The following is a 24,308-nucleotide window of genomic DNA, read 5'->3' as shown; positions in this document are numbered from 1 at the left end:
ATTCACATCAAAGAAATCGTTGTCGATTGGTTTGTCCACTTGGTTCATCGTGATCTATTTTTTAGGGTTAATACTTGTTTTAATTGGTTTTCTAGTTGTCTGTAGATTACTTACAGATGATGTTCACATCAAAGAAATCGTTGTCGATTGGCTTGTCCACTTGGTTCATCGTGATCTATTTTTTAGGGTTAATACTTGTTTTAATTGTTTTTTTCTCGTTGTTGGATTATCTACAGATAACATTCACATCAAAGAAATCGTTGTCGATTGGTTTGTCCACTTGGTTCATCGTGATCTATTTTTAGGATTAATACTTGTTTTAATTGTTTTTTTCTCGTTGTCTGTAGATTACTTACAGTATATCGCTATATCAAAGAAATCGTTGTCAATAGGTTTGTCTACTTGATTCATTTTGTTAAGTTTTAGGTTAATATTAGTTTGCTCGATCTACTTCTTCTAATTTTATCTGTTTATTGTTTCCTTTCACCTTATTATTTCCAAACTGGTAGGTGATACTGATATTAAATGTTCTCGCATCATAATAATTGTCAGAATAAGTCTGGTAATTTGTGTAGTATGCGTTTCCTCTGAACTTCATTCCTTTCAGGATGTCTTGGATGGTCATATTTACTTGTAACTTCTTTTCAAAAAGAGAAAGTCTTAAGCCTGATGAAAGATTTTGTACATTTTCAAATTCAAAATTTCCTTTGGTGTGTGGCAAAAAGTTCCAGAAATTCAAAAGGAAAGAGACTGTTTTTTTAGAATTTAAATGAAAGGTATTGTTTACAGAGTAATACAATGAGTTTGAACTCAGCCCTTGTACCTGATCAATAAGCCCTTTAGATTCTACATAGGCATAATTTACCGATGTATAAAAATCCCATATCTTGAAAAACGTATTAGAGTATGTTGCATTGATCCCTAAACTATTTTCATTATAATTATTTAAATATTTCACAGCTCTGTTGGCTCCTTCCAGATCCACAATCTGTCCAAAATTATCTTTACTGGTCTGATAATATGCCGTAACAGACAGTTTATTATTAAATATATATCCCAGTTCAAAATTATTGCTGAATGATGGCTTTAAATATGGATTTCCGGTTACATAAGCATAAGGATCCAGATAAATGGTAGTTGGGTTCAGGGCCCTCGCGCCAGGACGGGTAATTCGTTTAGAATAACTTAAGGTGAGAATATTCTTTTTATTGGGTTTATAAGTAAGATAAAGACTTGGAAACCACTTTCCGTAATTATTATCCACTTGAGAACTGTTGCGTGCAATCCCACTCAATACTGTATATTCATACCTTAGACCAGCCTTTCCTTCCAGTTTCTCCGTGAAAGACTTGGAAAGGGTTACATAAGATGCCCAGTTGTCTTCCTTATAGTCAAAAAAGTTACTTCTGTTGTTATCGTATACAGGACCGTCAGCATTATTGATAAAAAAATCCAATCCGGTATCTGTATTGAAATGAGTATATTTTCCACCGATTTCTCCAACAAATGATTTGAAAGGAAGATATAAATCAAACTGACCTGAATAGATCTTATATCTATATTTTGAATTGATCTGATAGTTTATGCTATTCACATCAGATTGTGAGGCTAGTGAAAAAGGATTATCATTTTGGCTGTCAAAAAGGTTTCCTCCCAGATATAATTTCTTTCCTAAACTGTCTAATTTTCTTTCAAAATAAATATTTAACTGGTTGTTTTTAACCCGGCTCTGATTATAGGTATTTGAAACTACCATAGAATCAAGCGCATTTCCGTGATAGTATCTTGAAAAGTTTTGAGAATCACTGTCAGTGTCAGTATCAGAAAAATTGTATATCGCCCCAACAGATGTTTTATCATTAATTTTATAATCAATGCTGTAGTTAATATTATACCCCTTAGATTTATCCAGTCTGGTATTTTCAGTTTTTAAAATATTTCCTGCATAAATAGATAAATTCTCATTCGTTGTTTTTTCATTGTCAAACTGAGATACCCTTAATGAAGTATTGATCTTTTTAGACTGATAATTGAGTGAGCCATTATTTGAATACCCATTTCTGGATCTTCTTAGGTAACTTGTGGAAATATTTCCACTAAAACCCATACTAGAGTTCTGTTTCAGAACAATATTAATGATTCCACTATTGCCCTGTGATTCATATTTTGCAGGTGGGGTAGTGATTACTTCAATTCTTTCAATATTTTCTGAGCGTATAGTCTTAAGATAAGATACAAGATCTTTTCCGGAAAGGTTCACAGGCCTGTCATTAATCATAATAGACACCGCACTTTTACCTATAATCTCTATATTTCCCTCATCATCCGCCTTTACCATAGGTGTTGCTGCTAGTACATCTAAGCCGTCTACCCCCTTTGATGCAATTGAATTTTCCGTATTGAAGACAAAACGATCGATTTTTCTTTCAAAGGTTTTCTTCTTATTCACAACCAATACAACTTCCTTAATGCCGGATATCTTTTCCTTTTCTATCGCTATAGAAATATTTTGTGAAGTATTATTTAATACAAAATCTTTAGAAGAGTTAGCATATCCGCTTGCAGATGTAAATAGGTTATAATTTCCATTATTAAGTACCGAAGTGCTGAAAACTCCATTTTCATCAGTTACCTTTTCTACAATAACATCAGTTTTGCTATTAGAAGAATATATTTTTACTAATGCAAAAGGAACTGACTGACCTTTTGTATCTGTTACTTTACCGTTAAGTATATTTTGTGCACTTATGGTTGTCATGCTTAAAAGTGCTACACCCAGGAAACTTGATCTTTTCATAATTTTCTGATTTCTATGCCTCAAAAGTATAATGTTCAGAAAAGGAAAAGAATTATTTTCGACGAGATGGAGGTTTTATCAGATGGAAATAAAAAAAAATCCGTTAAAGGGTATTTTTTGAAATAATAATTTTAACGCCCATAGAAATAATTGCACCTGCTTGTGGCTAAAACCCTATACCCTGAAATAATAAGATGCAGAAGGATAGCACGATAGTTTTAATTGATATCTTTTGTTATATCTGTTTTTCAGTAGTGTTTTTTTTATGCAATCATCAGGTTAGTAGTATATTATATTAATTATTTTTACCTCAAAAACACACCATGCTTATCAAAATTTATGGCAGCGCAATTCATGGAGTTGCTGCACAGACAATAACCATTGAAGTCAATGTAGATACCGGAGGAGTAGGATATCATTTAGTTGGACTTCCCGATAATGCGATTAAGGAAAGCAGCTACCGGATTTCTGCTGCATTGAAAAATGTGGGGTATAAAATTCCCGGAAAGAAAATCACCATTAATATGGCTCCGGCCGATCTTAGAAAAGAGGGATCTGCCTATGATCTCAGCATAGCCATTGGTATTCTGACAGCATCAGATCAGATACTGGCAGAAGAAATTCACCATTACATTATTATGGGAGAACTTTCTCTGGATGGAAGTCTGCAACCCATAAAAGGGGTTTTACCTATCGCTATACAGGCTAGGGAAGAGGGCTTTAAAGGAATTATTCTTCCCATACAAAATGCAAGAGAGGCCGCCATTGTTAATGATCTGGATGTATATGGCGTGGAAAATATTAAGGAGGTCATTGATTTTTTTAATGAAGGAAAGTCGCTTGAAAGAGTTGTTCTGGATACAAGAAAAGAATTTCAAGAAAAGATCAATGACTTTCCATTTGATTTTTCTGAGGTTAAAGGACAGGAAACCGCAAAAAGAGCAATGGAAGTTGCCGCAGCTGGTGGACATAATGTCAATTCTAAAAGAAGATGATAATTTATAATACAAAATGATAAAATAACAACTAGAATAAAATCGAATGTTTTTTTGAGATTAGTTTATGATTAAGAGTATGTTTGTTAAAATAAAAATCAATTTTTTTTCTGATTAAGCCTCTCTATTTCCGCCTGTAATAGCTTAATATAAGAGTTAAGATTATTAATGGTAGTTATGTATACAGATTCTTGTTTAACAACTACTTGGGCAGGTAAATCAACCGGATTGATGATAGTATCCTCTTCATATATTTCCTCCACTGAAACGTTTAGAAATTGAGCTATTTTTTCCCATTCTTGACTTATGATCTTTACATCTCCGTTTTCCTTTCTGCTGTAGTTGGATACATCCGTTGCAAGAATGTTAGCTATTTGTTGTTGAGTATACCCTTTTTTATTCCTTTCGGTTCTTAATTTCTCTTTTTTCATCGTTTTTTGATATTAAATTTCACAGACTTTTATCATTAATATATTTTATACTCACAATTTTATCTCGAATAATTTCAGTTTTGTTCTTTCTATCAATAAAAACATCATCAGAAATTCTATGAAAAAATTCACTTTCAATTTTTTCTCCTGTAATTAAGGTGATTACTCAATCAAACGTACTTGTTTCAACCTGCCTAATATTTTCCTCCAAACGTTTTTGTAGATCTTTTAGACCTTCTAAAGATTTTTTACTCTCTCTTTTGTAATTGTAATAGCTAATTATTCTTTGGGTTAGAATTCCCATCAAATATGAAATTAAAATTAATCCTAATATTTTCATGTAATTGTTTTTTGAGATTAATTTTCACGGTTTGACATAAACTTACCTATTCCAACAAGTAAAAATAGAACTACTATAAGTAGTATAAAGACTTTGTATTTTTCAAAGATTATTTCCATTATTATCGTTTTGTAAGATGACTTTAATTATTTCGTTTTTTCAAAACATAGATATTTATTAAAAGGTTTTGCAAGTTCATAGTCCGGAACCCAATTTAAATTCTGATCATAACTTTTACCTTCATATGATCTTAAGTGTTCTGCTATATCTTTTCCAAATAAATAGTATGCTTCTTGTGCATATGGCTCAATATCATCCCAATCTAAATGCATTCTTGTTGCTCCTTTTTGTTCTGAACCTGTTGTTTTCCAAAGTGATTCAAATTTTTTTAAAAACTTATATCTTCGGTCAAAAAGATCATCCTTTCTTTTTCTTGTTTGTAGCCTGTAATTTAAAATTCCAATGTAGATACCAACTATTGCAACCGTTGGTGTTAATAGAGCAGAAAATAGGGTTATTAAACCTTTTATATATTCCATAATTATTGTTTTTTTGAGATTATTTGATAATCATAAATTTGATAACAAATATTTTAATTTCAAATTTAAAGAACTTTTATATTTTTAAAATTCTTCTACCTAATTTAATTAATCTTTCTGCTTTCTCAAAAACATTTCTCTCTTCTAATTCTATTTTATCCATTGCTGCGTAGAACCTTTCTTGATCCCACTCTTTTGGAATACCATAGAATCCAATGTCACCATGCGAGGGCGCAGAATATATAGATCCAACAGAAGATGATCTAAACTTTTTAATTGCTGTTATTAATTCAAGCTTTGCAAATTCCATTTCAGGATTCAAGAATTCAAACTCTGGATTTTCACTTTCACTTAATGTAATATTTATAAAATTAAATTTTTCTCTTTCAAATGAACTACTTGAAAAAGTGTTATTATACAAATCGTCAAGAGTTTCTTTGCTAATTAATTCATTCCTAATACGATTAAATAATTTTCTATCTAATTCAATTGTTTCAGAATCATAAAGAAATTTGATTTTAGCCTTTGGTTTATTTACATAATAACTTATAACGTAAGTCACTAATATAATTAATACCACTATCCAAAGATCAATCTTAGCCAGCCAGAATTTCAGAAATTCTAAAGAAAAATTTGTATTATTATAATGTGCTATTAATGCATTATAAATTATTGCAAAAAAGGCTAACAATACTGCAGAAATGATTTTGCTCCAAACAGGATCTTTCCAAATACGAATTAATTTCTCTTTCATTAAAAATTTATATTAATAAGATAAGTTGTAGTATCTTAATAGTTGCTATTGTTGTTGCCATATATTTTATAAATGATTATTAATCGTTTTTTGAGATTAATTAAACATTGTTCGAGGAAAGCTAAATATCGCTATACCTCGATAGATAATTTAATTTTAGGTATTCGAATTTAAAAAGACAGCTATTATAATTTACTTAATCATCTTACTGATAATATCATTATACTTTATCTGCTCTTCCAAGTTTGAACCATGTCCAGTATCCAAATCATATTTAGTCTGAAAGGCAATGTATTCCGCAAAGGCTTTATCATACAATTTTTGGAATCTATTATTAAAATCTGTTATTCCTCTTATTTCTTTATCAACTGTTTTTTGAAGCTGTGTTGCAAAGGCATATGCTACATCAAAATGCTTTTGTTCATGATTCAATACATAAATATTAGATGATTGTTCTTTTCTAAACCAAGAGTTTTCAGAATTAAAAACTGCGAATATTTTGATCTTGATTTTACCTGTCCAGATAGACGTTGAAACAATCCGAAAATTTATTGCAACACTTGACTCTGCAGAACTAAAGCCATCTTCCGTAAAACTAATCCTTTTGAAATCAGAAAAATCCAACTTTCTTTCTTCAGACCATTCAATATCCTGACATAATAATGGTTGGGTAAATAATAGGAAAATAAAATATAGTGTAAACTTCATGATAAATGTAATACTTTGGGATCTTGGTCAAACATAATTTGTTATCGTTTTTTGAGATTTAATTCAGCTATAACGTTCCGGGAATTGCCAAAGGCGGGGATTTTTAGCACAAATGGTAAATAGAATTACTACTATTGAATCTTGTACAAATGTTTACAAACCCTTGTTATCTGTAGTTATTTTACTGTATAAACCCTCCTAAATTAACCCCTCCAGTTTCATCAAATGATTGTGCGTCTAATATCTTGTGAAACTCCTCTTTACTAATCTTATTAATTTCTCTTATTTCTTCTATAGAAACTCCTTTAAATGAACGTTCAATAACGCCATACGCTTCACCCCAAAATTGACCATCTGCAACACAACCGTCAAATTCAATATCAATAATGTCAGCTTCGTTGAAAGTAAAGTAGTCTAATTCTGATTTATTTTTTGTTATGAATATTGTATGTTCTTTAAGTAATTCGAGATTCTTACTGTTTAATCTCCATTCTCTTAACCAAGAAAAATCTTTTTCATTTGGCTTGTACTCTTCAAATCGCCATTTTAAATCCTCATGAAGTTTTTCGTAATCCTCTTTCGGGCCATAAATTACTGGTCTGCAACCAATATTAAATAAATATTCTTTTTTAATACCTACTCCATAAGGTGAGTACATTGGATTTCTGTACTTTATAAAAATATCAAACATTGATGTTAATGTTGTAAGTGGAGCCTCTGTGAAACATATAACTCCATTATCATTGACATCTATAAGTTTTCGATCATCATATATTTTACACAACGTATCAAATGCTTTTTCACCATTTGTAAAATGAAAAAGATAGTCTGAAATATCTTCTCTTGAATTTATTATTTGTTGCAGAGTTTTATTCATAATTAAAGATAACTTTTAGCTTTACGCATTGCATCAATCAATGTCTTCCGTGCACATTGTTGGATCGTTTTTTGAGATTATTTATTATTTAATTGTAATTATTTCAATTAAACCGTCAAACAAAGCTTCGCTATCATTTTCCCAAACCTGATCTTGAGACCAATATTTTTTTTCGAGTTCTTGAAATCTATAAGTATTTGCTTTTCTTGCATTTGGTCATTTTTTTAGATTTATCTTTTATCTTTAGTATTAGATTAAAAAATAAAGCTACACTAGTAACCATAGTTGGTAAGATAACCGCTGAGTAAATAATATCAATATATAAATTTCTCACTTCTATCTGTATTAAAATAAAACACAAAAGAAACACTATTAAGAATAGAAAAGATGTTATATAGAGTAGCTTTATTTTTCATCGAATCGTTTTTTGAGATTTGTTAATAAACTAAATATATTAAGGATTACATGCACCTTTTATAATCTTAATTTTGAACTTTTATTGTACATACTATAATATAGGTGCTGTCCGACTTATTTCTAAATAATATTCCAATTTTCCTAAAGTCGAATAAAAATAAGGATATTTTTTACCGTCAATAATTTCTAAGTTTGGAATTTTCCTATTTACAATTTGAGCATCATTTTCTCCATAAGTAAAAATTTGGCCACCCCTTGCAAATTGATATAAATTCCAAGATATTACATCTGTACTTTCAAAATATGATGTAAGTCTATTACATATTCCACTGCCTTCACTTGTTTTTACTGGCAGTACAATATTTATTAATTCAGTATTTTCATTAAAAACCTTTGACGTGATATGAGTTGATTTATATTGTATCCCATCTAACCTATCATTATTTCTTATCCATTGCAAAAGTAGTTGTGGAATTATATATTCAGGTTTAAATGTATCCATTGGATCTTTGACCTTTACACTGCAGCACATTATTATAGGAAAAGTCATAAAAAATCTGTATAACTCATTAATATCTGTACAATCTTTAGAAGGTGGAGTTAGATCAAGTAGTTTTATTTCTTTTATATTTTTAAATTTTATAGCCTGAATTTTATCGATTGACGGACGATTTAATTCTTCCCAACAGATGTAAATCGTTCTACCCAGATATAAACTAGGAAACCCCGGTATGCTAAATCTTTGGGTTGAGACCTTATTTCTTAATTCAAAAGGAATGTGAAACATTTCTGACCTTTTGTACAGATAATTCTTATCACTTAATCTAATTCTGAAAAAACTTTCATTTAATGCATATTCCTTTTGATTAATAATTGCATATAAATCTTTAAAATCATTACGGAAGACTGTATGAAGCTTTTCATAAGCCTTGAAAGGATTCCCGTTATAATAGTCTTCAAAACAAAGTATTAGACTTTCAATGATTTTTCCTTGAACTTCTTTTACAAAATCCGATGAAATATAATTTTTTTCAATATGAATTGGTCCTGGATCTAAATCATTAACTTTTTCTAGAAATAGTTTTAATTTAGTAATAATAAATGTTTTAAAATTATCGTTTGTAGTTTGATGTAACGGTAACTCAAAAATTTTATCCTTTAAAAGTTCTTCGAATTTCATGAGTTTTTCAATAGTTAAAAGTTATTTTATAGTCCACTCAAAATAAACTAATCATTATTTTTCAATTCCTTTATTCATTGTAATGATTATCAGTGGATCGTTTTTTGAGATTCTTGCATGTGGCAATACTTATATAATATAAGCATTAATTAATATATTAAATTAGGCTCTAACCACTTACAAAGATTGTTAAAATCATTAAGTTGAAGTTGGTGCTTAATATTTTGCTGAAAATTTCTTGCATTTTTTGTAAAATATGATGATGTTACTATTATCCCAGAAGTTACTTTTTCATTTTGTACGACACCGTAAAGTGAACGTAAAACATTTACACCTACCTTATTTTCTGGACTATACTTTTTGCATTCTACTACATATAAGAATTGCCCAAATACTGTTGTTTTCGCTGCATAAATATCTTTCCCTCCGTCAACAGTTGATTTCGTTAATTCCACCTCATATCCTTCTTGTACAAAGAGTTCTGCAACTAATTCTTCAAATTGTCTAGATGTTAATTTGTACATTAAATCTGGAGTTTTTGCAAGATCTCTTATTAGTCTTTTATTTACTTCATTTATTACTATTCTACTATCTTCAGATAATATTACTGATTTTAGATTAGTTTTATCTTTAAATTCTTGAATAAAGTCTAGCTGTTTTTTACTAAAAATATCTTCTGGTGAGGCTACTACTACTTGTTCAACATTAGATGTAATTAATTGATTATAAAAGTCAAATAGTTCATCATTATCTATTGATTTATATAAAATTAAAACTGACACATTCAGTAAATTATCATTATATTTTTTGTCTGAACCTACACCGAAAAAAAGATCATTGTTCGGAATTAGCTTTTCAAACGCATTCAGAAAGATTCCAATTTCATCCATTGTTATCTCTTTCTTTCCGGAGGTATAATTTATAACAATTTTATCAATGTCATTAAATTTATAATCTAATGTTAAGATTTGTTTTGTGATTTCTTTAATAATTATCTTAATACGGTCTTTTTCTTCTGATTGTGCCGAGAATGCTGGTAATTGTCTCATATATTAATTGGAGCGGAAAATTTATATATTTGGTTTGCCATATTAGCTATTAATCGTTTTGTGAGATTGATTATATAAATTAAAATATTATTCAATTATCTCCAGGAATTTCGTAAACGTCATAGAATCCAACTTTTCTCTTACCTGATTTATTAGTAATAAAAATTTCTTTTGCTTTTTTATTTTTGATTTCTTCCATGTTTGATATAAAAGGATCAAAAACATATGATCTCATATAACCTAAATTAAATTCTTTATCATGCACATTTACTTTTACTTCAGTATTTCCTCCAAAAAACATTATATGCTCTTCTTTATTAATATTCAAAAATCCTTTATCAAAACTTTCATCAAGAACAGCCCTTAGTGGTGGTAGTGGCAATTCAACAAAAGTATTTTCCGCCTTTGCTATTATAGATTCAAGTGTGTGATAGTTATTTTCGTTAATGTCGTTTCTACTTATGTCCTTAAATCTTATCATGTGCAAAGTTTCAACTTTGCATAACTTTTCAAGATAGTTAATATAGAACTCTAAATCTTCTGGGATTTTATTTGCGATGAGTTTTTTTGTAAACACAGATTCTCCGTTTACCAAAAATGAAAAGCGAATTCCTTCAATAATTTTGGCAAAAGCTTTATAATATTCCAAAAGTACTCTTGGATTTTTAATAACTTCAACTATTTCAGATTCATAATTTATATTAGCTCCCTTAGCTCTTGGCATAAATGCAATAGACCCTTTTGCTACATCTGTTTCAAAGGACAATACAACTTTCTCTTCTATTATATCTTTATATACTTTTACATTAAAATCTATTACAGACATACCATCTTCAAAAATAATATCAATTTTACCTTCATACGAAGGAAGTTTCATAATGTATAAAAACTCCATGTCTGATAAATCTTGAAGTTTGAAATTATCTACATGCATGACAAAATCAGATAATTCAGTTTTAGGAATTCTGAAACTTTTTTCTGTGGTATTCCCTTCCATAAAACTTTTTAATTTACTAATAAAGTCTTTGTTATTTTTAGTTGTGAAATGTACTTTCTGTTTTAAGACACCATCAACTTTTTCTATTTTTTCAATAAAAAAATTCGAGGCTGTATTGGTGCCTACTGTTACATTATATCCTAGCTTTTTAGTAAATTTGTATGTACTATCAGTTGAAACTTTATTACTTTTTAGGTCTAAAAGTATATTCTCATTTATATGTTCGAAAATTAAAGGAAATAATTCTTCTCCAGTTCCCTCAATAAAATTTATACCGTAGCTACTTAGCTTATTCTTTTTAGGTTGTGTTAACGAAGGAGCAATAAAAAATACCTCTTTTTTATTGTCACCAAGTTGTTTTAAAATATCAGTAAAAATAAAATCGATATTGGCATCTTCTAAAGAGTAACCTATAAATAGGATACAGTTTGATGCCATTTTATCCTTTACCGCATTCCAAAAAATGGAATTTTGACTGTTAGGGTTAAAGAAATTCGTATAATCTATTTTTCTAATGATTATTGAATTACTGTCAGCTAAGTGTCCATGAATTTTATATATATGTGTTTTTTTAGGATCAGCTAAACTAATATGACTATTATTATATAAGACTTCACCATTTTCCTTGTAAGCACCTTCAAAAAGCCCGTCGTAATTTGTTGTTATAATTGTTTTAAAATGAGGAATTGATGAAATTATATCGTGGACAAAAGTAGACTCTGGTAGCTTTGTATAATTATCTTTCAATATTTTTATAACTTGATTATTGCTTTGATATAAGTGAAAAATATCATCAGTCAAATCTGCTAATGAACGTGTTGGCTCAATATATTCTTTTGCACTAGCTGATAAACTATTGTAAAAAATACTTTGAAGTTGAGCTCCCATAGGATATCCAGCATATTTTGATAAACCTGCTCCAGCAAAAAGAATCACATCTTCTCTGCTAATTAATTCCAATAACCTCTCTAAATTTGGTGTTTTCTGCATTAGTAATTATTTTGCACTAAATATTATATTATTGATTATTTGATCTTACTATACTAACTTTTAACTATTTTATAAAAAGTTGCTTTACTTCCAATATTAAAAGCTTTCATAATTTCCTCAATTGGAACATTCTTACTTTCATAAGAGCTCTTTACTAAAGGTGCAATTTTTTTATATTTTTCGGTCATACCCTTTGGTCTTCCTCCGTTTTTACCTCTTGCCCTCGCAGACTTCAATCCAGCATTTGTTCTTTCAATCAAAACATTTCTTTCGTGTTCAGCTAAAACACAGAAAATCTGGAAAATTAATTTTCCACTTGCTGAACTTGTATCAATGTTTTCCGAAATAGATTTAAAATGTATTCCTTTTTCGTTCAGTTCCGTCACAAACTGAATTAGCCCAACTGTAGTCCTCCCGATCCTGTCTAATCTCCACACGGTTAAAGTATCCCCTTTTCGTACGAAATTTAATAAATCGTTAAGCTGCGGCTTTTCTGATTTAACACCACTAACCTTGTCAATAAAAATTTTTTCAATTCCTAAACTCTTTAAGGCATCAGTTTGTAAATCGAGATTCTGTTCAAACTTGCTTACTCTTGCATATCCAATTAACATAAGTTCACTTTACTCATTTATCTCAAATATACTGTAATTTGTTTTCGTGTACAACGAAAATGAACTAAAAACAGAACAAAATAGATGCGCTAACGAGATATTAATAGATGTACGGGAAACCGACCGTTTTACCAAACTACTTTTCTCGTGATATTTTTCTCCATTCCCAAGGGCTAATCGGTTTTACATCTATCCAAAGCCCTAATTTTTTATTTTCGGCTTCTTTTTGTATAGTCCCAAGGCTCTCATTTTTAGAAAAGTAAAAATACCACCAACCAAAACCATTTTTAATTATTTCTTCAGATAAGTATTTATCATTGTCATAATATATTTTAGCAATTGTTCTTCCATATCTATCAGTGTCAGTTGGGAAGTAAGTAATAAATTTTCCAAAGACTTCATTGCTTGTAAATTGTTTGGAGTTTTTTCCAAAAGGTTGTCCGCTTTCCGGACAATCAACTTCAGCCAATCGTAACGTTTTTTGTTGGTCTCCATCAAGTAGAACAACAATAGTATCTCCATCTTTTATTCCAATAACTTTTGCCTTGGTCTGCGAAAAAAGAAAAGTTGGAAAAGAAAGAATTATTAGAAAAACAATTCGATTTAATATCATCTTCTTTTGTATTTTTATTAAAAATACATAAATGTTACCAGAGTTTAAAAACTTTCATAGAAGAATAAAAATTCCAAAAGAGATTTCTGATCAGGTCGATAACAATAGTTATTGGGTAGTAACATGGCTAGGTCATAGCTATTGGAAAGAAGATAGAATTAAAAGAGAGGTAATTATTACAAATATAGATAATGTACATTACTATTTTAGTGGTAAAGAAAGACAATTCAAAATATTCGTTCTAGAAGAACAAACATTTACTATTCAATTGGGAACATATTTTAGATACAATGGAAAATTTTTTAAAAATCCCGAATACTTGAAAAATAGTAAAGCGATAGAAAAATTTGAAAATGTTGTTTTCAATCCGAAAACAGATTATCAAACTAATTGGGTGTATAAACATTTACAAAATACTTATATGCCTCCTTATTATAACGAAGATGACAAAATATATTCAGGCGCACCTTATTACAGTACTGTTCACAACGGAACAACGATTATTATACCGGGACATGTCATTTTATCTTACTTTTATTATTTGTCTACTCTTACAATTTATAACATTATTTACGGAGTTTATTTTGCTGGACTACAACCAATCTCAAGTTTTGACGAGAACGGAATACCTATTATTAAATACGATTCCGAATATTTAAGATATGATGAAGCTAAAAATATAGCAAAGTTTATGTTGATTAAAGAGGGGTTTAATTCTTTAGCTCATATTAAGGCTGATTTTTATGTTGCATTGGAAAAATGTAAACCGGATAATCGAAAGGCTTACTTAGCCTCTATAATTCCACATAGTGATGAAGTAAACTTAACATTGATTGGAAAAAAAATATCTGTAAATAAATTTTTAGCATTTTCTATCGAAGACTTTAGTTTGAAATCTGGGGAAGGCATTTTTAAATATGATAATTTTTTATTAAAAGATATTTCGGATAAATCATCATTAAATGAAGAGTCTGAAGATAAAAATCCAACAACAGGGCAAGTTGATAATTTTGACGAGAATGCTAACTCAACTACAAATCCGACCAATCATAGCCTGAATCCTCTGAATGTTTCAGTTAATGATTCTAGAAAAAGATTCTATCAATCACCCAATGTGAAAAAGCTTGAAAAGGAGAGCCAATTAGATCATTTTCAAATGACTCAAGTGCAAATTAACGAAATTACAGAGGTTTCAGAATTAATAAAAGAGCATAGTAGTAAAGATAAAGTTTCTAGAGTTAATTTTATCAGTCAAAATACGGTAGACTATATACAGGTTGTTTTTGATGCTATTAATATTTTAAAGAATGAGGGGGCTGAAACTGAATATTTAATGATTGAGCCTTCAGACTTTGAAAATGTGAGTTATCCTCCAGTTAAAATTAAACAAGTTGGAACACTCATTTTAGCATCTATTCTTATTAATGATTATAATTATTGTTTGATTTCAACAGTCGGCAACTATGGAAGAATGGGGCTTGTCAGACATACTGTTAAAGGACTAAGATTTTTGTCAAATAGAGATCCTATACTTGAAATATGTTTAACAAAGATGATAAATGACTATCAATTAAATTGGTCTGAAATAAAAACAGCACAGCAATTAACAAATATTTTTCAAGGTATGGGAGTTATTCTAGTTCATTCATTTAATCATAAAATTATCGAAAATGACCACAACAAAAGTGTTAGAAACCTTGTTGAGAGGCTTAAAGAACATCTATAGATTAAACTTTTGATATATCCAAAAAGGCAGTCTATTTTCGGGGTCGATATAACTTTTTGTGATTTGATAAAATTTTAGTTCTTCGTAGGTTGGATTGGATTGGAGAAATAGATTTACAACAGGCAAAATTTTTCTTCGATACTCTACCGACCAATAATGAATATGGGTTTTGGTTGGTTCTATTTCCAGTTCGTATATATCAAGAATATAATTTCTAAAATTATTTTTTTGACGTGAAGAGCCAAGTAATAATGAAAAATGAAGTAGAGCCTCAATATAATAAAATGAGTAATTAGAAAAGCTGTTAAATCCGTTTTTTATACTGCCATTAATTAATTTTTGATAGGTAATTTCGCTAGAGGTAGCTTTTATTAAATCGTCATCGGCTGAAATATTTTGTTTGCATTTGAAGCATTGGTTTAGATGTAAGTTCTCAACAGTAGATGTATTATTTGAAGTATAAATTTTGATGAAGTTTATTGGAGATTTGCAATGCGGACATTGATCTTTAAGCTGTACATAACATCTTAAACAAATAATTGAGGTGACCAACCTCCATTTAATTTTATAATAAAGTTGATGCTTTAAGCATGAAGGACAATATTGAATTCCTGTATTAATCCCAATTTTTCGATTTGAAACACCTAAAGGAAGCACGTTTGAAATGTAGCTCTTTTTTTCTTGAAAATCTTTAAATGCAAACATATTCAATTCGTTTAAAAATAGTCTTCTAACCTTATTTTTTGGAAATGAAGTATGGTTAATTATAAAATTCATTAGATGATTGTTCTCGAACAAGTCTAAATCTCTTCTTAGTGGCGGTGCTTTATCTTCAAGATAATTCTGCAAAAAGGTATGTGGTTTTAGTCCATATTCAACCGACATTCTACAAAGCCATGAAGTGAACAATTCATCATGCTTAGGCTTAAGTATTATGGGAAGAACATTCTTTTTCAGAGCTGGAATATAAACCATTAAGAAATGAATTTTTTCTTTCTATCTTCAGGAGAAATATAATCGATATTATTTAAAATCTCTTTTGTTATTTTTTCCTTACCACTTTTAATTGCTTCAATACTACTTAATTCAAGTATTTTGGCAATTTCTCCAATAAGTCCTTCACTCAGCGAAAGTATTTTATTTGACATGGAGGGTTCTATCAAAAGAGATTCTTCTTTTAGTGGAAGTAGGGCTTCGAAACTTACTAGTAGTCTTTTTAACTCAATATCATTATTCCATCGAGGTAAAATTCTTGGATCAAATCTATTGGCGAGTTGTTGGTCAGATTGAATAGCATTGAAAGCCAGCTTTGTTCCTGCGCAAACTAAAGAAATCTGCAAATCATTTGATAAATGCTTAATCACATTCAAAAATTTTCTTTGCTTAGATGGTGATCCTGCTAGAACGTGATGTATTTCATCAATTATTAGGACTTTAGTTTTAAGATTCAGTAATAGTTTCTTAACTCTTAAATATCTGCTATCAAGTTTTTCAGTAGTTCTATATGGAGCATAGAGAACATCTAAAATCGCATTATAAAACCGTCGTTCATCAGGTTCGGGAGGAGCTTGTACTAAAACAACAGGACTAATAACCCTTACATCTTCGTCAACGTAGGATAAATTTTTCTGTTTAAACTTATCGAGAATTGCTGTTTTGCCATTATTTGAATCTCCTACAAGTAAAAGGTTGGGCATCCGAACAGTTTTCGGATAGATCAACAGCTCTTCCAATTTATTCATAATTTTGGAAGCTTGGGTGTAGCCAATCCATTTGCTGTTTCTACAAGAATGAATCCTGTCTTCAATTGTAGCTGACTCTACAAATTCTTTTGTTTTATCTGTTAAATGTTTCATCGTCCAAGTCTTCAAAAGGTAAAATAATTTCAATACTTTCACTCTGAGAGTCAATAGCATTCTCATAAATTTCAGAAAACGAATTATTTATTAAATCAACATCTTTTTTAATATTTCTCCTTTTTATGGCAGTTTGTTTTACGTTTTTTTGTTCAAGATAATTTAATTCTCGGTAGGCTTCAAAAATTTTTTCTTCAGATACATAAACATTTGAATCCTTAATTTTTTTGATGATATCACGATACTCCCATATTGACATTGGAGGGTAAGAAGAATTACGATATGGAATATCGAAATAGGTATTTGTTTTGGGATCAAGAAAATAAACAACACTTATATCTCGAGGATCTCGTTTAAAAATGTATTTTTTACTTTCATTATTGTTAGTGGTGTGAATATATTGTCTTAAAACATCATCATAATAGTAAATGTGATCTATAACAATTCCATATTCTTGTACCGATCTTTCAAAGAAAGGCATGAAATCAAGTTTTGTTCTGCGATAATCATTTATTCTTGGAGAAATACCCCTTCCTATTACATTATTATTTCCTAAAATACCTTCTTTGTATTTTTCCAGAGGAGACATTCCCAATGAGCTATGTTTGCGTTGATGATAGATTTTAGTTATAAAAATTAATAACCATTTCTCAAACTCATCAAGAGTAAAGGAGGAGTTCTTTTCGGATTGATATTGTTTTCTTTCAGCTTCTGAAGAAAAAGTTGTACCAGGGAGATTATGTATTTCTTTTGCAAATGTTCCTAATATTCGCTCAATATGTCCTCCCCAATGTGGGGTAGCAACGGGTCTGAATTGCAGAGATATACCATAATTATGGCTTGCTTTTTTTAGCATGTTTCCGTGAAATTCCTTTGCATTATCAACATGTATTGTGTCCATGACCCCCCAGCAAGGCCAATCCGCATTAATACCATGTTTTTCTAGCCACAATTCTTTTGGTAAAATAGAGTTTGCAATACACATTCCTGTTCCTAACGCCCCTGGTGGCTCGAAAGATAAATAAACACCAACGACCATCCTGCTATATACATCTAAAGCAACAGTTATCCAAGGTCTTTTATATGGCTTACGGTCAAATCCATCAACTAAAATGATATCCACCCTTGTATGGTCAATTTGGACAACAGAAAGAGGATGGGTTGCATCGTTATAATTTCCCTTTAGTGGTTCAAACTTGTACCTTGCTTCTTTAACGCCTAATCTCTTTCTTATTTTTTCTTCGTCAGAGATTGATTTTACCCTTGACCGAATAGTATTAGGGTGTGGGGATATAATCCCCAACTTACTACACTCTAACTGAATTTCTCTGATTAGTTTGGTAATTGATTTACGTGACTGGTTAAGATAGACAGAATTGAGTTTATTATTAATAATTTCTTCTTGTACATTGGTTAATCTACTTTTTCCAGCTCCTCCAGTTTTCTTTTTTCCAGCTAAAGATGAGACTAACCCAGAATCATCAAAAAGTTTTAACCATCGGTAAATTGTAGGGATACTGACTTTGCTGTTAGTTGCAACTTCTTTAATTAAATCTAAATTTCCTCTGTTAGATAGAATCGGAACGATAATTTCGTAACGTTTTTTAGCTTTTCCCCATTCGGCATCAGTAAGTGTCTCTAGTACATCAGTTTTTATCGAAGTCTTTGCTTGTAATTCATGTACAGATACAGTATGAGGGATATTAGAATATACTTCTTCTATAGTAACGGTATTTATATCTACAATTTTGATAATAATACATTCTACCTCATTGTAGTAAACCTTTTCTCCTTTAGTGATATAAACTCTCTCCATAATTATTTCCAAATTAGCGTGTTCATAGAAAGTTTTTCTTCTTCATTAAAATTAATCAAATAATTACTAATTAAATACCAAACATGAAATAATAATTCTGCTTTACGCTGATCATCTTTTGAGCATTCATCCAAAAGATTACTAACCGTCATTTTTTCGAATCTTACCAATGTTTCTAAGATATACTCAATATCACCGAGGTTTGTTTTTACTAGAGGTCTTCTATAGTTACTAAGAAATTTAGAATTAAAAACTTCATCGGAATTTATATCTTCTTCAGTTATAACTCGAAAAGAGAGATTGTTTCCGGTACAAAATTCTTTTGCTGCTCGAAATTTCCCTTCCAAAGCTTCTTTTTTTTCTAATAAATCCTTTTGGTATTTTACTTCTATAAGTTCTTCAGATCCGCCAAAATACTTTACATAAAAATCCGGAGTGTAATGTCTTTTTAGACTTCCCTCAAAATACTCAATTGTAATTGGCTGTTCACAATACATCTCAACGTCTAATCGACGTTCTAAAATGTAAGTTAAATTTCTCTCTAGTTGGGATTCAAACTCAACAAAGTCATTATTTTTAATGCTTGTTATTTGTCCTGTGAGGCTTAACGAATTCCTCCCAATTTTTCTTGACTTTTTAAAACTGATTATCACCATCTTCTGTTATTTTTATAGCGCAGTTGACTCAGAATTACCTTTGATTATCATTTTCTTATGTGAAAATATAAATACTGTAAGCAAATTTTATCATCTACTTTGCTAATTTACAGGTCCCAAAGAAATTGAAGCATTCTGTGATTTGGATGAAACCTCTTTCGGTCTTATAAAACAGGCCATGGAAAAGCTGAACCTTTCTGCCAGAGCTTATGACAGAATCCTAAAGGTTGCCCGGACAATTGCCGATCTTGAAGAATCTGAGAACATACTTTCCCAGCATGTTTCCGAAGCAATACAATACAGAAGCTTAGACAGGGAGTTCTGGAATGCTTAATGAAAATTGAAGTTATCAATTCCTTAAAGCTAAAAAAGCCAGACAAATTTTTGTCTGGCTTTTTTACTTCTATTGCAAGTTTAATTCACGGTTACTTTAATTACATTCTGTACGGAAGGAACAGGATATTGAGTTCCAACCTTTGAAATAACCATCGTTTCACTTTGTGGAGTTCCTCCGAATAAAGCCTGATGGTTTCCAGCTCCTGGATATTGATCTACTCCGGTTCCGGAATCAAATAAAGCTGTTTTTGAACTAAGATCCCCCTTCGCAGTAGCATCAATACTTACCTCATTAGAATAAAACCAATCATTGGAGAAGCCAAACATGGTAACATAAGCAATTTTATCACCCGGATCTGCTGTGAAATTAGTCATGATCTTGCTTCCCGGTGAAACAGGGGCATTTCCGGCAACGTAAACTCCTTTAATGCCGGGGAAAGATTTTAAGCTGTTTTGAAGTTTACTTACATTTCCAAACTGTGCAATTTCTTTTAGCCCCATACCATTATCCATTTTTCCCAATTCATAAATTGGATTTTTCTCACCGCGATAAATTACGACCAAAGCAGGAGATAGGCCTGTCATAATCCCTGTATTCATGTTAAGCTTTATTTTCATCTTATCAATATTTCCCATTTGGGCTATATCTGTAATTTCAGGATTGGATAAAGAGTTGGGAGTAAAGAACGGAGTGCTATTCAGCAGTTGAGCGCCATTGTAATTGGAAACAGCCCAAACACCAGGAGAGAAAGGCGTTTCATTTGCAGTTCCACCAGAAGTATTGGTAATGGTTAAAGTAAACTCAGAAGACACCTCATTGTAGTCAAGGTTAAGTTTCATTAGCTGTGAAGCATTGATATTAGGAACCTGGGTGATGGGGTTGCTTTCGGCTTGTCCTGTTACATTATCTTTTGTTCCGTTATCCCATAGCAATACACTTGAAGAAACATCTCCGGTGATGGCTTTTCCATTGGTGTCAAACAACTTTATACCCGGTTGCTGAGATGCAAAGAACCAATCTTTGGAAAGTCCATACATGGTAGCAAACATCAAAGATTGAGCTTTTCCGGCACTGAATTTAATGGATACCGACTGGCCCGGCTTAATGACAGGAGCAGTTCCTGTTCCCTGAAAACTTCCGCTTTCTACAAAATCTTTAGGAGTAACAACATTTTCAAAGGTAATGGTTCTTTGAGCAGACGTGTCCATCATGTTATTGTCGGAATCGTTACAAGATGAAAGAGTAAATGCTGTCATAATTCCGGCTGCACATACTGTCATTTTAAAAAAGGTCTTTTTCATAAAATAATTTTTTATAGTTGAAAGTATAGTCGGACACTATTAATAATCCTGACAAAAAAAAGTGTAAATACTTTTTAAGTAAATGATAATCAGGTTGTTTTTGGATTTTTAATTTTATAAATAATACGTCGAGTTTTGTCGCTCTGGATAAAGATTTTTGCCTCAGAGTAAAGAAAAATTAATAATCAAAAGAAAAGCAAATGAATAATTTCATGATATTGGCTAAAGAGTTTGTAGCGAATGAAAGTGTAGTGGTAGATCTTAAATCAACCGGAGTAGCAACCGGGCTGGATTCATTGGTTTTTCAAAATCAAAGTGGGGAATCAGCACAATTTCTATGGCAATACCATAACATGGAAAAGACAGGTTATTTTAAGGAAATAAATAATGATCTTGGAGTAAAGGTGGCCCATTATGATGGCTTTTTGACCGTTACGAATGGAGGAGGAAGACAGTACCTGAAAGCAGAGTTAAAAGTATAGTGTATAAGGAGAGTTTTTCTAAATTCCCTTTTTCCCATCCAAAATCATCTGAATCATTTTAATTTTTCTATTTTCTCTTGTTTCCGGTTTTTTAGCTTCTTCAATCCAGCGGATATATTCTTTTTTGTGGGTATAGCTCATTTTATCGAAGAGTTCTTTTGCCTTGGGATTTTCAGTAAGAATTAGAGCAATATCATGGGCAATTTCAACCACACGCTCTTCTTTATCTTCAATAAGGGAAACGGAAACCTCATCTCCAAAGGTTTTTCCGAGTTGCTTCCTGATTTCCTGCGTAAGTCCCAAAATGTGACAGTCAGATTTCATTTTGGCCAAGCTACCACGGTATTCAACCCTATTATCAAATGTAGCTTTAATTTTTACCTGTCCCTTGGTATGAAACAGTTCTTCCGTAGAGAAGGGAAATTCTACAAAGGCAACATTCATTTCCCCGTTTTGTTTGATGATAGCAGTGAATTTTACAGGTGAATTCATGATCAATATTTTGCTGTAAAAATAAAAAAACCGTGAAAGTAAATTTCACGGTTTCAAAAATATATCAATGGAGATTATTTTTTCTTTGTTTTCTTCGGTGTTGCTGTAGTACCTGAGTTTTTAGTTTTTGTATCAGCCGGAGTATTTTCATCTCTTACAAGCTTTAATTCATCAACTAATCTTCTAGCACCTGCATATTTATCAATTGTCCAAAGAACAAAACGAACATCCACGTTGATTGTTTTCTGCCATTCAGGCTCGAATACGATATCTCCGCTTAATGCTTCGCTGTTTCCGTCAAATGCAATACCAATAAGGTTTCCATCACCGTCAATTACCGGAGAACCAGAGTTACCACCTGTAATATCGTTGTTAGAAAGGAAGTTTACAGGCATATAACCTTTAGCATCCGCATACTGTCCGAAATCTTTAAGGTTGTAAAGATCAATCACTCTTTGAGGAAGATCAAATTCTTCGTCACCTTTCTTGTATTTTCCAACAAGACCAGACATATCAGTATAGTAATTATCAGTAACTCCGAAGTAGTTTCTGTCAGTTCTGATAGGAAGTTTATCTACAGTACCATAAGTTAATCTCATAGTAGAGTTAGCATCCGGATAGAATTTCTTCTCAGGCATCGCTTTCACTAGACCTGCTAAGAATAGACGACTGTTTTTTGCAAAATTATCATCTACTTTAACGAATCTGTCATTGCTCATTTTTTGATCTGCAGCAATACCGTTAGAAGCTCTCCAAAGTGGATCGTTATCAAGTTTTAATGCATCAGGATTCAATAAGAAGTCAGTTGCAGAAGTCTTATTAGCAAAAATAGAAGAGTAAGCAAGGTTAGAAACTGTTTTTGCATCTAATCCTAAGATAGTAGCAGAAGCAACGTCTTTGTTTACTCTTGCCTGATAAAGGCTAGTCATTGCAGCAAGCATTTCTCCTTCTAAAGATGGGCTGAAGTTTTCGTAAGCAGCTTTAATAGCAGCTTCTGTTTTTGCTTTCATTGCCAATCTTCCCTGCATGTCCTGAGCAGCATAAGCCTTAAGTACAGAACCTACATTGAGAGCTAGAGAGGTATATTTTGCATTTCTTGAGAACTGAGCAGCATAGTTTCTTTCAACATTTCTGTCAGAAGTTTGCTTGTAGTATGCTCCAATTTCTTCTAAAACACCATCATACATAGTGTTCCCAGGCATTGCAGCCCATGCTTTGAAGGTTTCCTCTATTTTTTTCTTATCAGTAATTGTTCCGTTTTTCTCTACGGCATCAATTGTTCCCTGTCTGTTTTTCCAGTAGTTGGCTACAGAAGCATACTGAGAAGCATAGTTAAGTTGAGTTGCCTTATCCTTATCCATGTATTTCTTCATAACATCCATAGCTGTCTTAGAAGCCTCAACCCAAGCCGGGTAGTCTTTACCTACCATTTGCTGAATTCCGTAAGAAGTCAGGTAACGGTTTGTTCTTCCAGGATATCCTAAGATCATTGAGAAATCACCAGGCTTAATTCCTTTAAGGGAAACCGGCAAGAAGTGCTTAGGCTTCAAAGGAGTATTGCTAGGAGAATATTCAGCAGGGTTTCCTGCAGCATCAGCATATACTCTGAACACTGTAAAATCTGCTGTATGTCTTGGCCACTCCCAGTTATCGGTATCACCACCGAATTTTCCTAAAGAGGAAGGAGGTGCACCTACCAATCTGATATCTTTGTAGTCTTGGTATACGAAATAATAAAACTCGTTTCCGTTAAAGAAATCTTTTACAACTACAGTATATTTTCCGTTCTCAGAGTTTTCTGTTTGGATAGCCTTAGTTTCAGCATCAATAACAGCTTTTCTCTCTGCTCCCGTCATATTGTTGTTTAGCTTGGAAGAGATTCTTTGAGTAGCATCATCCATTCTCACTAAAAATCTTACATAAAGATCCTTTGCGTTGAATTCGTCTTTCTGTTTCGTTGCCCAGAAACCATTTTTTAAATAGTCTTTCTCTGGAGTAGAAGCAGCAGCAACTGCACCATAACCGCAGTGGTGGTTCGTGAATAAAAGTCCTTTATCAGAAACAATTTCACCTGTACAGAAACCACCGAAGCTTACGATAGCATCCTTTAAGCTGGAATTATTTACTGAATAAATTTCCTCAGGCGTTAGGTGTAGACCCTCTTTTTGCATATCAACACCGTTAAGTCTTTTGATGAGCATTAGCAGCCACATCCCCTCATCCGCCCTCATTTGAGCAAAGCCCAATAAGAAAGTGAATAGTAGAAATAGTCTTTTCATTTTATAAAAAAATTTTTGTGTCGCTAATTTACTAATTTTTACGAGATTCTGTCCCAGATTGG

The 24,308-nt window shown here is 31.5% G+C and carries 22 protein-coding genes and 2 pseudogenes; 5 read left to right on the top strand and 19 right to left on the bottom strand.

Going from position 1 to position 24,308, the window contains the following annotated elements; all coding sequences use genetic code 11:
* On the top strand, positions 1 to 406 hold a 406-nt coding region (locus tag C7D53_RS21170; RefSeq protein ID WP_228422355.1), incomplete at its 5' end, for a hypothetical protein.
* A gap of 27 nt (positions 407 to 433) precedes the next feature.
* Here the strand turns inward: C7D53_RS21170 and C7D53_RS14325 are convergent.
* Positions 434 to 2,797 carry an outer membrane beta-barrel family protein gene (locus C7D53_RS14325; protein WP_106917112.1) on the bottom strand — a complete coding sequence of 788 codons (2,364 nt, stop codon included), beginning with the start codon at positions 2,795 to 2,797 and terminating at the stop codon, positions 434 to 436.
* Between the two features lie 323 nt (positions 2,798 to 3,120).
* On the opposite strand from C7D53_RS14325, the pseudogene C7D53_RS14320 reads away from it, so the two are divergent.
* Positions 3,121 to 3,774, top strand: a pseudogene (locus tag C7D53_RS14320) (magnesium chelatase domain-containing protein); the annotation flags it as partial.
* Between the two features lie 116 nt (positions 3,775 to 3,890).
* Here the strand turns inward: C7D53_RS14320 and C7D53_RS14315 are convergent.
* The 11 genes from C7D53_RS14315 to C7D53_RS14270 all read right to left on the bottom strand — a co-directional run bounded on the left by C7D53_RS14315 (position 3,891) and on the right by C7D53_RS14270 (position 13,301).
* Positions 3,891 to 4,223, bottom strand: coding sequence for a helix-turn-helix domain-containing protein (locus C7D53_RS14315; RefSeq protein WP_106917111.1), 333 nt, complete (start codon positions 4,221 to 4,223; stop codon positions 3,891 to 3,893).
* Positions 4,224 to 4,389: 166 nt separating this feature from the next.
* Positions 4,390 to 4,563: a hypothetical protein gene (locus C7D53_RS20955; RefSeq protein WP_162926179.1), complete on the bottom strand. Its 174-nt coding sequence runs from the start codon at positions 4,561 to 4,563 to the stop codon at positions 4,390 to 4,392.
* 146 nt (positions 4,564 to 4,709) lie between these two features.
* A complete protein-coding gene (locus tag C7D53_RS14310) occupies positions 4,710 to 5,102 on the bottom strand; it encodes a hypothetical protein (protein ID WP_106917110.1) in 393 nt (130 codons plus the stop codon).
* A 76-nt stretch (positions 5,103 to 5,178) separates the two neighbouring features.
* Complete coding sequence (locus C7D53_RS14305; RefSeq protein WP_106917109.1) at positions 5,179 to 5,856, bottom strand: hypothetical protein; 678 nt, start codon at positions 5,854 to 5,856, stop codon at positions 5,179 to 5,181.
* Positions 5,857 to 6,048: 192 nt separating this feature from the next.
* Entirely contained in the window at positions 6,049 to 6,564 is a 516-nt protein-coding gene (locus tag C7D53_RS14300; RefSeq protein ID WP_106917108.1) for a hypothetical protein, read from the bottom strand.
* A 181-nt stretch (positions 6,565 to 6,745) separates the two neighbouring features.
* Entirely contained in the window at positions 6,746 to 7,441 is a 696-nt protein-coding gene (locus C7D53_RS14295; RefSeq protein WP_106917107.1) for a hypothetical protein, read from the bottom strand.
* A 508-nt stretch (positions 7,442 to 7,949) separates the two neighbouring features.
* Positions 7,950 to 9,038, bottom strand: a complete 1,089-nt coding sequence (locus C7D53_RS14290; RefSeq protein ID WP_106917106.1) for an RES domain-containing protein — start codon at positions 9,036 to 9,038, stop codon at positions 7,950 to 7,952.
* Positions 9,039 to 9,187: 149 nt separating this feature from the next.
* Positions 9,188 to 10,087 carry a restriction endonuclease gene (locus C7D53_RS14285; protein ID WP_106917105.1) on the bottom strand — a complete coding sequence of 300 codons (900 nt, stop codon included), beginning with the start codon at positions 10,085 to 10,087 and terminating at the stop codon, positions 9,188 to 9,190.
* 91 nt (positions 10,088 to 10,178) lie between these two features.
* A complete protein-coding gene (locus tag C7D53_RS14280; protein WP_106917104.1) occupies positions 10,179 to 12,074 on the bottom strand; it encodes an SIR2 family NAD-dependent protein deacylase in 1,896 nt (631 codons plus the stop codon).
* A gap of 53 nt (positions 12,075 to 12,127) precedes the next feature.
* Positions 12,128 to 12,688 (bottom strand): recombinase family protein, encoded by a 561-nt coding sequence (locus C7D53_RS14275; RefSeq protein ID WP_106917103.1) that lies wholly within the window; start codon positions 12,686 to 12,688, stop codon positions 12,128 to 12,130.
* Positions 12,689 to 12,824: 136 nt separating this feature from the next.
* Positions 12,825 to 13,301: a thermonuclease family protein gene (locus C7D53_RS14270; protein WP_106917102.1), complete on the bottom strand. Its 477-nt coding sequence runs from the start codon at positions 13,299 to 13,301 to the stop codon at positions 12,825 to 12,827.
* Between the two features lie 31 nt (positions 13,302 to 13,332).
* Here C7D53_RS14270 and C7D53_RS14265 point away from each other — a divergent pair, with 31 nt between their 5' ends.
* Positions 13,333 to 15,027, top strand: coding sequence for a hypothetical protein (locus C7D53_RS14265; protein WP_106917101.1), 1,695 nt, complete (start codon positions 13,333 to 13,335; stop codon positions 15,025 to 15,027).
* Here the strand turns inward: C7D53_RS14265 and C7D53_RS14260 are convergent.
* Genes C7D53_RS14260 through C7D53_RS14245 form a run of 4 tightly spaced genes read right to left on the bottom strand, consistent with a single transcriptional unit; the run spans position 15,022 to position 19,355 of the window.
* Complete coding sequence (locus C7D53_RS14260) at positions 15,022 to 16,002, bottom strand: TniQ family protein (RefSeq protein ID WP_106917100.1); 981 nt, start codon at positions 16,000 to 16,002, stop codon at positions 15,022 to 15,024. The two genes, C7D53_RS14265 and C7D53_RS14260, sit on opposite strands and share 6 nt — an antisense overlap.
* Positions 16,002 to 16,883 (bottom strand): TniB family NTP-binding protein, encoded by an 882-nt coding sequence (locus tag C7D53_RS14255; protein ID WP_106917099.1) that lies wholly within the window; start codon positions 16,881 to 16,883, stop codon positions 16,002 to 16,004. Before C7D53_RS14255 ends, C7D53_RS14260 begins: the two co-directional genes overlap by 1 nt.
* Positions 16,864 to 18,699, bottom strand: coding sequence for a Mu transposase C-terminal domain-containing protein (locus C7D53_RS14250; RefSeq protein ID WP_106917098.1), 1,836 nt, complete (start codon positions 18,697 to 18,699; stop codon positions 16,864 to 16,866). Before C7D53_RS14250 ends, C7D53_RS14255 begins: the two co-directional genes overlap by 20 nt.
* Positions 18,700 to 18,701: 2 nt before the next feature.
* A complete protein-coding gene (locus C7D53_RS14245) occupies positions 18,702 to 19,355 on the bottom strand; it encodes a TnsA endonuclease N-terminal domain-containing protein (RefSeq protein WP_106917097.1) in 654 nt (217 codons plus the stop codon).
* 112 nt (positions 19,356 to 19,467) lie between these two features.
* Between C7D53_RS14245 and C7D53_RS14240 the strand changes: the two are divergent.
* Positions 19,468 to 19,689: pseudogene (locus C7D53_RS14240) on the top strand (magnesium chelatase subunit ChlI family protein); the annotation flags it as partial.
* Between the two features lie 80 nt (positions 19,690 to 19,769).
* On the opposite strand, the gene C7D53_RS14235 reads toward C7D53_RS14240, so the two are convergent.
* Positions 19,770 to 20,993 carry a spondin domain-containing protein gene (locus tag C7D53_RS14235; protein ID WP_106917096.1) on the bottom strand — a complete coding sequence of 408 codons (1,224 nt, stop codon included), beginning with the start codon at positions 20,991 to 20,993 and terminating at the stop codon, positions 19,770 to 19,772.
* A 200-nt stretch (positions 20,994 to 21,193) separates the two neighbouring features.
* Here C7D53_RS14235 and C7D53_RS14230 point away from each other — a divergent pair, with 200 nt between their 5' ends.
* Positions 21,194 to 21,475, top strand: a complete 282-nt coding sequence (locus C7D53_RS14230) for a hypothetical protein (RefSeq protein ID WP_106917095.1) — start codon at positions 21,194 to 21,196, stop codon at positions 21,473 to 21,475.
* A gap of 18 nt (positions 21,476 to 21,493) precedes the next feature.
* Here C7D53_RS14230 and C7D53_RS14225 read toward each other — a convergent pair whose 3' ends face one another.
* Together C7D53_RS14225 and C7D53_RS14220 are read right to left on the bottom strand one after the other, a co-directional pair.
* A complete protein-coding gene (locus tag C7D53_RS14225; protein ID WP_106917094.1) occupies positions 21,494 to 21,967 on the bottom strand; it encodes a YdeI/OmpD-associated family protein in 474 nt (157 codons plus the stop codon).
* A gap of 74 nt (positions 21,968 to 22,041) precedes the next feature.
* Positions 22,042 to 24,246 (bottom strand): S46 family peptidase, encoded by a 2,205-nt coding sequence (locus C7D53_RS14220; protein ID WP_106917093.1) that lies wholly within the window; start codon positions 24,244 to 24,246, stop codon positions 22,042 to 22,044.
* Positions 24,247 to 24,308 lie beyond the last annotated feature (62 nt).

The sequence above is a fragment of the Chryseobacterium aurantiacum genome (genome assembly GCF_003020585.1).
Lineage (GTDB): Bacteria > Bacteroidota > Bacteroidia > Flavobacteriales > Weeksellaceae > Chryseobacterium > Chryseobacterium aurantiacum.
The sequence above is the reverse complement of the archived record's forward strand: the minus strand, read 5'-3'. Positions and strand labels throughout refer to the sequence as shown.

Bases quoted from the DNA above. Each gene is read 5' to 3' on its own strand.
- C7D53_RS14325 (WP_106917112.1), bottom strand. From the start codon at position 2,797: ATGAAAAGATCAAGTTTCCTGGGTGTAGCACTTTTAAGCATGACAACC.
- C7D53_RS14315 (WP_106917111.1), bottom strand. From the start codon at position 4,223: ATGAAAAAAGAGAAATTAAGAACCGAAAGGAATAAAAAAGGGTATACT.
- C7D53_RS20955 (WP_162926179.1), bottom strand. From the start codon at position 4,563: ATGAAAATATTAGGATTAATTTTAATTTCATATTTGATGGGAATTCTA.
- C7D53_RS14310 (WP_106917110.1), bottom strand. From the start codon at position 5,102: ATGGAATATATAAAAGGTTTAATAACCCTATTTTCTGCTCTATTAACA.
- C7D53_RS14305 (WP_106917109.1), bottom strand. From the start codon at position 5,856: ATGAAAGAGAAATTAATTCGTATTTGGAAAGATCCTGTTTGGAGCAAA.
- C7D53_RS14300 (WP_106917108.1), bottom strand. From the start codon at position 6,564: ATGAAGTTTACACTATATTTTATTTTCCTATTATTTACCCAACCATTA.
- C7D53_RS14295 (WP_106917107.1), bottom strand. From the start codon at position 7,441: ATGAATAAAACTCTGCAACAAATAATAAATTCAAGAGAAGATATTTCA.
- C7D53_RS14290 (WP_106917106.1), bottom strand. From the start codon at position 9,038: ATGAAATTCGAAGAACTTTTAAAGGATAAAATTTTTGAGTTACCGTTA.
- C7D53_RS14285 (WP_106917105.1), bottom strand. From the start codon at position 10,087: ATGAGACAATTACCAGCATTCTCGGCACAATCAGAAGAAAAAGACCGT.
- C7D53_RS14280 (WP_106917104.1), bottom strand. From the start codon at position 12,074: ATGCAGAAAACACCAAATTTAGAGAGGTTATTGGAATTAATTAGCAGA.
- C7D53_RS14275 (WP_106917103.1), bottom strand. From the start codon at position 12,688: ATGTTAATTGGATATGCAAGAGTAAGCAAGTTTGAACAGAATCTCGAT.
- C7D53_RS14270 (WP_106917102.1), bottom strand. From the start codon at position 13,301: ATGATATTAAATCGAATTGTTTTTCTAATAATTCTTTCTTTTCCAACT.
- C7D53_RS14265 (WP_106917101.1), top strand. From the start codon at position 13,333: ATGTTACCAGAGTTTAAAAACTTTCATAGAAGAATAAAAATTCCAAAA.
- C7D53_RS14260 (WP_106917100.1), bottom strand. From the start codon at position 16,002: ATGGTTTATATTCCAGCTCTGAAAAAGAATGTTCTTCCCATAATACTT.
- C7D53_RS14255 (WP_106917099.1), bottom strand. From the start codon at position 16,883: ATGAAACATTTAACAGATAAAACAAAAGAATTTGTAGAGTCAGCTACA.
- C7D53_RS14250 (WP_106917098.1), bottom strand. From the start codon at position 18,699: ATGGAGAGAGTTTATATCACTAAAGGAGAAAAGGTTTACTACAATGAG.
- C7D53_RS14245 (WP_106917097.1), bottom strand. From the start codon at position 19,355: ATGGTGATAATCAGTTTTAAAAAGTCAAGAAAAATTGGGAGGAATTCG.
- C7D53_RS14235 (WP_106917096.1), bottom strand. From the start codon at position 20,993: ATGAAAAAGACCTTTTTTAAAATGACAGTATGTGCAGCCGGAATTATG.
- C7D53_RS14230 (WP_106917095.1), top strand. From the start codon at position 21,194: ATGAATAATTTCATGATATTGGCTAAAGAGTTTGTAGCGAATGAAAGT.
- C7D53_RS14225 (WP_106917094.1), bottom strand. From the start codon at position 21,967: ATGAATTCACCTGTAAAATTCACTGCTATCATCAAACAAAACGGGGAA.
- C7D53_RS14220 (WP_106917093.1), bottom strand. From the start codon at position 24,246: ATGAAAAGACTATTTCTACTATTCACTTTCTTATTGGGCTTTGCTCAA.